General features: G+C 64.8%; 8 protein-coding genes and 3 tRNA genes. All 11 read left to right on the forward strand.

Translation table 11 applies throughout. The features are described from left to right. The first annotated feature begins 51 nt into the window (after positions 1–51). Complete coding sequence (gene trpE / locus ACFQU0_RS08170) at positions 52–1,551, forward strand: anthranilate synthase component I (protein WP_382199686.1); 1,500 nt, start codon at positions 52–54, stop codon at positions 1,549–1,551. A 5-nt stretch (positions 1,552–1,556) separates the two neighbouring features. Next, positions 1,557–2,135, forward strand: coding sequence for an anthranilate synthase component II (locus ACFQU0_RS08175; RefSeq protein WP_382199687.1), 579 nt, complete (start codon positions 1,557–1,559; stop codon positions 2,133–2,135). Next, on the forward strand, positions 2,132–3,208 hold the full coding sequence (ltaE, locus tag ACFQU0_RS08180; RefSeq protein ID WP_382199688.1) for a low-specificity L-threonine aldolase: 1,077 nt from the start codon (positions 2,132–2,134) through the stop codon (positions 3,206–3,208). Before ACFQU0_RS08175 ends, ltaE begins: the two co-directional genes overlap by 4 nt. 19 nt (positions 3,209–3,227) lie before the next feature. Continuing rightward, on the forward strand, positions 3,228–3,881 hold the full coding sequence (locus ACFQU0_RS08185; protein WP_382199689.1) for a LysE family translocator: 654 nt from the start codon (positions 3,228–3,230) through the stop codon (positions 3,879–3,881). Positions 3,882–3,913: 32 nt separating this feature from the next. Beyond that, positions 3,914–4,945, forward strand: a complete 1,032-nt coding sequence (gene trpD / locus ACFQU0_RS08190) for an anthranilate phosphoribosyltransferase (RefSeq protein WP_382199690.1) — start codon at positions 3,914–3,916, stop codon at positions 4,943–4,945. 5 nt (positions 4,946–4,950) lie between these two features. Next, the gene (gene trpC / locus ACFQU0_RS08195; protein WP_382199691.1) at positions 4,951–5,748 is read left to right on the forward strand and encodes an indole-3-glycerol phosphate synthase TrpC; all 798 of its coding nucleotides are present in this window, start codon (positions 4,951–4,953) and stop codon (positions 5,746–5,748) included. 2 nt (positions 5,749–5,750) lie between these two features. Further along, positions 5,751–6,515, forward strand: a complete 765-nt coding sequence (locus ACFQU0_RS08200) for a uracil-DNA glycosylase (RefSeq protein WP_382199692.1) — start codon at positions 5,751–5,753, stop codon at positions 6,513–6,515. A gap of 15 nt (positions 6,516–6,530) precedes the next feature. Continuing rightward, positions 6,531–6,616: transfer RNA gene (locus tag ACFQU0_RS08205), tRNA-Tyr, on the forward strand. Between the two features lie 71 nt (positions 6,617–6,687). After that, a tRNA-Gly gene (locus ACFQU0_RS08210) sits at positions 6,688–6,761 on the forward strand. A 59-nt stretch (positions 6,762–6,820) separates the two neighbouring features. After that, a tRNA-Thr gene (locus tag ACFQU0_RS08215) sits at positions 6,821–6,895 on the forward strand. Between the two features lie 53 nt (positions 6,896–6,948). After that, a partial coding sequence (locus ACFQU0_RS08220) for an elongation factor Tu (RefSeq protein WP_382199693.1) occupies positions 6,949–7,753 on the forward strand: 805 nt, incomplete at its 3' end.

Here is a 7,753-nt window from a genome sequence, read left to right on the forward strand (position 1 = left end):
ACCGAATGAACGCCCTGCCACGCAGGGCCTGAGCTGCAGGAGGCTCATCCCGTGATCACCGAACTCGAATTCAAGAGCCTGGCGCAACAAGGCTACAACCGCATCCCGCTGATGGCCGAGGCCTTTGCGGACCTCGAAACCCCGCTCTCGCTCTACCTCAAGCTGGCCTTTTCCAAGGACGGTGGCAAGCACAGCTTCCTGCTCGAATCCGTGGTGGGCGGCGAGCGTTTTGGCCGCTACAGCTTCATCGGCCTGCCGGCGCGCACGCTGCTGCGTGCCACCGGTTTTGGTGCCGCCGCCAAAACCGAGGTGGTGCGTGACGGGCAGGTGGTGGAAACGAACCAAGGCAACCCGCTGGACTTCATCGCCGCCTACCAGAAGCGTTTCAAGGTGGCGCTGCGACCCGGCCTGCCGCGTTTCTGCGGTGGCCTGGCAGGCTACTTCGGCTATGACGCCGTGCGCTACATCGAGAAAAAGCTCGAAGGCAGCTGCCCACCCGACACCCTGGGCTGCCCCGACATCCTGCTGTTGCAGTGTGAGGAACTGGCCGTCATCGACAACCTCTCGGGCAAGCTCTACCTCATCGTTTACGCCGACCCAGCCCAGCCCGAGGCCTACGCCAACGCCAAGAAGCGCTTGCGTGAACTGAAAGAGGCGCTCAAGTACTCGGTGGCCGCACCGGTGGTCAAGGCCACCCAGGGTTACGCCGTCGAGCGCGAATTTGCCAAGGCCGATTACCTGAAGGCGGTGGACCGCTCCAAGGAGCTGATCGCGGCCGGCGACTTCATGCAGGTGCAGGTGGGTCAGCGCCTCAAGAAGCGCTACACCGAAAGCCCGTTGAGCCTGTACCGCGCGCTGCGCTCGCTCAACCCCTCGCCTTACATGTACTACTACCACTTTGGTGACTTCCATGTGGTGGGGGCTTCGCCCGAAATCCTGGTGCGGCAGGAAAACACGCCCGAGGGGCAAAAAGTGACCATCCGCCCGCTGGCCGGCACCCGACCGCGCGGCGCCACGCCCGACCTGGACAAGGCCACCGAGGTGGAGCTGGTGAACGACCCCAAGGAGCGCGCCGAACACGTGATGCTGATCGACCTCGCGCGCAACGACATCGGCCGCATCGCGCAGATTGGCAGCGTCAAAGTGACCGAGGCCTTTGCGGTGGAGCGTTACAGCCACGTGATGCACCTGGTGAGCAACGTGGAAGGCATCTTGAACGAAGGCATGACCAGCATGGACGTGCTCAAGGCCACCTTCCCGGCCGGCACGCTGACTGGCGCGCCCAAGGTGCATGCGATGGAGCTGATCGACCAGCTGGAGCCCAGCAAGCGCGGCCTCTATGGCGGCGCTTGCGGCTACCTGAGCTACGCCGGCGACATGGACGTGGCCATCGCCATCCGCACCGGTATCGTCAAGGACCAGATGCTTTACGTGCAGGCGGCGGCCGGTGTGGTGGCCGACTCGGTGCCTGAGATGGAGTGGAGGGAAACCGAACACAAGGCTCGCGCCCTGCTGCGCGCGGCCGAACTGGTGGAAGAAGGGCTGGAGTGAAGACCATGGCAAAAACCAAACTTCTGATGGTCGACAACTACGACTCCTTCACCTTCAACATCGTCCAGTATTTCGGTGAACTGGGCGCCGACGTCGAGGTGTTCCGCAACGACGATATCACGCTGGAGGGTATCACCGAGCGTGCGCCCGACCGCCTGGTGATCTCGCCCGGCCCCTGCTCGCCGGCCGAAGCCGGCATTTCGGTGGCGGCCATCCGGCACTTTGCCGGCAAGCTGCCCATTTTGGGCGTGTGCCTGGGGCACCAGAGCATCGGCGCGGCTTTTGGTGGCGACATCGTGCGCGCGCAGCAGCTCATGCACGGCAAAACCAGCGTCATCACCACCACACAAGAAGGCGTGTTTGCTGGCTTACCCGCGCAGTTCACCGTCAACCGCTACCACTCGCTGGCCATCCGGCGCGACAACTGTCCCGCCGTGCTCAAGGTCACGGCCTGGACCGACGACGGCGAGATCATGGGTGTGCGCCACACCGAACTCGACATCGAGGGCGTGCAGTTCCACCCCGAATCCATCCTCACCGAGCACGGTCACGCCATGCTCAAGAACTTTCTGGAGCGCGCATGAAAACCGTCGATCTCAGGAGCGATACCGTCACCCAGCCCACCGCTGCGATGCGTGAGGCCATGATGGCCGCGCCCTTGGGCGATGACGTGTTTGGTGACGACCCCAGTGTCAACGCGCTGCAGGACCACATCGCCGCCATCACCGGCAAGGCCGCCGCGCTGTTCATGCCCACGGGCACACAGAGCAACCTCTGCGGCATCCTGGCCCACTGTGGTCGGGGCGACGAATACATCGTCGGCCAATTGGCCCACACCTACCGCTACGAAGGCGGTGGTGCGGCGGTGTTTGGCAGCGTGCAGCCGCAACCTTTGGCGCAGGACGCGGGCGGGCAAATGGCCTTGGCCGACATCGCCGCCGCCATCAAACCCAACGACCCCCACTTTGCCCAGACCCGGCTGCTGTGCCTGGAGAACACCTGGAACGGCCAGCCGATGCCGGACAGCTACCTGGCGGCCGCCACCCAACTCGCGCGTGAGCGGGGACTGGCCACCCACCTGGACGGCGCCCGGGTGTTCAACGCCGCTGTGGCCACCGCAGCACCGGGTCAGTCGGCACGTGCCCGCGTGCGGCAGATCGCAGACCACTTCGACAGCCTGTCGGTTTGCTTCAGCAAGGGCCTGGGTGCGCCGGTCGGCTCGGCCCTGTGTGGCTCGCGCGAGTTGATTGCCCGCGCGCTGCGCGTGCGCAAGATGGCGGGGGGCGGCATGCGGCAGGCGGGGTTGCTGGCAGCCGCCGCCCACCATGCGCTGGACCACCACGTGGAGCGGCTGGCCGATGACCATGCGCTGGCCCAGCGCCTGGCCGACGGTTTGCGCGGCATCGATGGCCTGAGCGTGCGATCGGCGCAGACCAACATCGTGTTTGTGGACGTGGCCAACGGACGTGGCCCGGCCTTGCTGGAGCACCTCAAGGTCCACGGCGTGCTGGCCACCGGCCTGATCGGCCTGCGTTTTGTCACCCACCTGGGTGTGGATGCCGCCGGCATAGACCATGCCATCGAAGTGGTGCGGGGCTTTTTTGCCGGCGCCGGCCCATCCACCGCCCACGCGCAAACGCCGAGCGGCGTGTACTGAGCGCCCATCGCCATTTCCCATGCCAGACACGTTCCAATTGCTTTTGTTCATTGCGGCCGGCTGGCTGCTCAACCTCACGCCCGGGCCCGATGTGTTGTGCATCGTCAGCCATTCGCTGCGCAGTGGCGCCCGCGCGGGCGTCGTGGCCGGCCTCGGCGTCACCGCCGGCTGCTTCGTTCACATCTTTGCCGCCGCGCTGGGGGTGGGGGCGCTGATCGCGGCTTCGGCCACGGCATTCATGGTGCTCAAGTGGGTGGGCGCGGCCTACCTGTTTTACGTCGGCGCCAAGCTTCTGCTGTCGCGTGGGGGTGGCAGTCCGTTGGGCGCTGCTGTGGCCACCGGTGCCGTGCCGCAGGCGCCAGCCGATCTGTGGCGCGTGTTCCGCGACGGCTTTTTCACCAACGCGCTCAACCCCAAGGTGGCGCTGTTTTTCCTGGCCTTTGGGCCGCAGTTCATCGCCCCCGGCACCACCCACACCACCTGGGTTTTCCTGGCGCTGGGCGTGTTGTTCAACGTCAACGCCATCCCGGTCAACGTCGGGTGGGCGCTCGTTGCGGCCTGGACAGCACGTCGAGCCACCGCAGTGCAACGCAGCCTGGCGGTGCTGGACCGTGTGGCTGGCGCCCTGTTCATCGCGTTTGGGCTCAAGCTGGCTTTGTCCAGCCGCCCTTGATCCTTTTTTCTTCTCGTACATTGGAGACCGCCATGCCCATCACCCCACAGGAAGCGCTGCAGCGCACCATCGAACACCGCGAAATTTTCCATGACGAGATGCTCAAGATCATGCGCATGATCATGAGCGGTGAATGTTCGCCCGTCATGATGGCCGCGCTCATCACCGGCTTGCGTGTGAAGAAAGAAACCATCGGCGAGATCACCGCCGCCGCGCAGGTGATGCGCGAATTTGCCACCCAGGTGCACGTGGCCGACAAGCGCCACCTGGTGGACATCGTGGGCACCGGCGGCGATGGCTCGCACACTTTCAACATTTCCACCTGCTCGATGTTTGTGGCGGCGGCGGCGGGCGCCAAGGTCAGCAAACACGGCAACCGGGGCGTGTCCAGCAAGTCGGGCAGCGCCGATGTGCTGGAGAGCCTGGGCGTGCACATCAATCTCTCGCCCGAGGCCATTGCCCAGTGCATCGCCGAGGTGGGCATCGGTTTCATGTTCGCGCCCAACCACCACCCGGCCATGAAAAACGTGGCGCCGGTGCGCCGCGAGCTGGGCATCAAGACCATCTTCAACATCCTGGGCCCGCTCACCAACCCTGCCAGCGCGCCGAACATCCTGATGGGCGTGTTCCACCCCGACCTGGTGGGCATCCAGGTGCGCGCGATGCAGCGCCTGGGCGCCGAACATGCGGTGGTGGTCTATGGCCGCGACGGCATGGACGAGGTCTCGCTGGGCGCGGCCACGCTGGTGGGTGAGCTCAAGAACGGCGAGATCCGCGAGTACGAGATCCACCCCGAGGACTTCGGCATGACCATGGCCAGCAACCGCTCCATCAAGGTGGAGACGCCCGACCAGTCGCGCGACATGTTGCTGGGGGTGCTGGGTGGCGAACCCGGCCCCGCGCGTGACATCGTGCTGCTCAACGCCGGTGTGGCGCTGTACGCGGCCAACGTGGCGGCCGACATCCAGGCCGGCATCGCGCTGGCGCGCACGGCCATCGACAGTGGCGCGGCCAAGGCGCGGCTGGAACAACTGGTCGTCAAGACCCACGCATTGAAAGCCTGAACACCATGTCCGACATCCTTGAAAAAATCGTCGCCGTCAAGCGCGAGGAAATCGCCGCCGCCCAGCGCAAGAAGCCGCTGGAGATGGTGCGCGCCGACGCCGAGAGCCGCCTGCTCACGCGCGATTTCGAAGGCGCCCTGCGCACCAAGATCGCCAAAGGCCTGCCGGCCGTGATCGCCGAAATCAAGAAGGCCAGCCCCAGCAAAGGGGTGATTCGCGAGGACTTCATTCCTGCCGACATCGCCCAGAGCTATGCCGAACACGGCGCGGCCTGCCTGTCGGTGCTGACCGATCGCGACTTTTTCCAAGGCAGCCCGGACTACCTCAAGCAAGCCCGCGCCAGTTGTGACCTGCCGGTACTGCGCAAGGACTTCATGGTGGACGCCTACCAAGTCTACGAGGCCCGGGTGATGGGGGCCGACTGCATCCTGCTCATCGCCGCCTGCCTGGACGACACGCAGATGGCCGAGCTGGAGGCCTTGGCGCACTCGCTGGGCATGGCCGTGCTGGTGGAGGTGCACGACGGCGCCGAGTTGGAGCGGGCGCTCAAGCTCAAGACCCGGCTGCTGGGTATCAACAACCGCAACCTGCGCACCTTTGAGGTGTCGCTCAGCAACACGCTGGACCTGCTGCCGCGCGTGCCGGCGGACCGGCTGCTGATCACCGAGTCGGGCATATTGACAGGCGCCGATGTGAAGACCATGCGCGATGCCGGCGTGCACGCCTTCCTGGTGGGCGAGGCCTTCATGCGCGCCCCCGATCCGGGTGCTGCCTTGGCCGACGTTTTCCAGATGAAGGCCTGAGCGTGGGGCAATCCGAGCTGTTTGAGCCCGCTGTGGCGCTCGACCGCTTGTTGGCCTGGGCGCCAGAGGCGTGGGCGGTGGCGCCCGACTGGCGCCCGGTCACCGAGGCGTTTTTTGCCAACGCCGCCGGACAGGCGTTGGGGCGGTACCTGACGGCTCGGCTGGACGCGGGCGCCGTCATCTATCCGCCTCAGCCGTTGAGGGCGCTGGCGCTCACTTCGCTGGACGACACCAAGGTGGTCATCCTCGGTCAAGATCCCTACCACGGTCCGGGGCAGGCCGAAGGGCTGGCATTCTCGGTGGCTGCCGGTGTTCGCCTGCCGCCTTCGTTGCGCAACATCTACAAAGAAATGGCCCGCGAGGCTGGCCAGCCCTTTGTGCCGCCTGGGCACGGTTCGTTGGTGCATTGGGCGCAGCAGGGCGTGTTGTTGCTCAACACCTGTTTGACGGTGGAGCAGGGCGCAGCCGGCAGCCACGCCGGTCAAGGCTGGGAGGTGCTGACCGACACCCTGATCGACGGGCTCAATGGCCACGAGCGGCGCAAGGTGTTTTTGTTGTGGGGTGCCCATGCGCAGGCCAAGGCGGCCCGCATCGACGCCACACGCCACCACGTGTTGTGTGCCAACCACCCGTCGCCCCTGTCGGCCTTGCGCCCGCCTGTGCCCTTCATTGGCTGCGGGCATTTCGCCGAAACCAACCGATTTCTGACCGAGGCTGGCGAACGCGCTGTGCAATGGTTGCCCGAAAGCCTAAAAACCGTGGCATAATCTATGGCTTGCCGTGGAGGGGTGGCCGAGTGGTTAAAGGCAGCAGACTGTAAATCTGCCCGCTTATGCGTACGCTGGTTCGAATCCAGCCTCCTCCACCATCAGTATTTCGGTGCGCGATGGCGCTAGAGCGATTTTGGGAAGTGGTGCTTGTGCTGTGTGCGCAAGCTCGGCGGGAGTAGTTCAATGGTAGAACCCCAGCCTTCCAAGCTGATGACGCGGGTTCGATTCCCGTCTCCCGCTCCAGTGTTGTCACGTGTCTGACGCGTTGGTGTGTGCAAATATGCGGTCGATGTGACTGTATTGCCCTTGTGGCTCAGTGGTAGAGCACTCCCTTGGTAAGGGAGAGGTCGCGGGTCCGATTCCCGCCAAGGGCACCAAGAATACCGTTGTAAGTTTTGTATTTCGGCATTTTTTGAACCGGAGCTGAAAAATGGCAAAAGAGAAATTCGAGCGGACCAAGCCGCACGTGAACGTTGGCACCATTGGTCACGTTGACCACGGCAAGACCACCCTGACCGCCGCCATCACCACCGTGCTGGCAGCCAAGTTCGGTGGCGCGGCCAAGGCCTACGACCAGATCGACGCGGCTCCGGAAGAAAAGGCCCGCGGCATCACCATCAACACCGCCCACGTTGAGTACGAAACGGCCAACCGCCACTACGCTCACGTGGACTGCCCCGGCCACGCCGACTACGTCAAGAACATGATCACCGGTGCCGCCCAGATGGACGGCGCCATCCTGGTGTGCTCGGCCGCTGACGGCCCGATGCCCCAGACCCGCGAACACATCCTGCTGGCCCGTCAGGTGGGCGTGCCTTACATCATCGTGTTCCTGAACAAGTGCGACATGGTGGACGACGCCGAGCTGCTGGAGCTGGTCGAAATGGAAGTGCGCGAGCTGCTCTCCAAGTACGACTTCCCTGGCGACGACACCCCCATCGTGCAAGGTTCGGCCAAACTGGCGCTGGAAGGCGACAAGGGCCCCCTGGGCGAAGAAGCCATCATGAAGCTGGCCGACGCGCTGGACACCTACATCCCCACGCCTGAGCGCGCTGTGGACGGTGCTTTCCTGATGCCCGTGGAAGACGTGTTCTCCATCTCGGGTCGCGGCACCGTGGTGACCGGCCGTATCGAGCGCGGCGTGGTCAAGGTCGGCGAAGAAATCGAAATCGTCGGTATCGCCGACACCCAGAAGACCACCTGCACCGGCGTGGAAATGTTCCGCAAGCTGCTGG

The sequence above is a fragment of the Hydrogenophaga defluvii genome (genome assembly GCF_042665235.1).
GTDB classification, from domain to species: domain Bacteria; phylum Pseudomonadota; class Gammaproteobacteria; order Burkholderiales; family Burkholderiaceae_C; genus Hydrogenophaga; species Hydrogenophaga defluvii_A.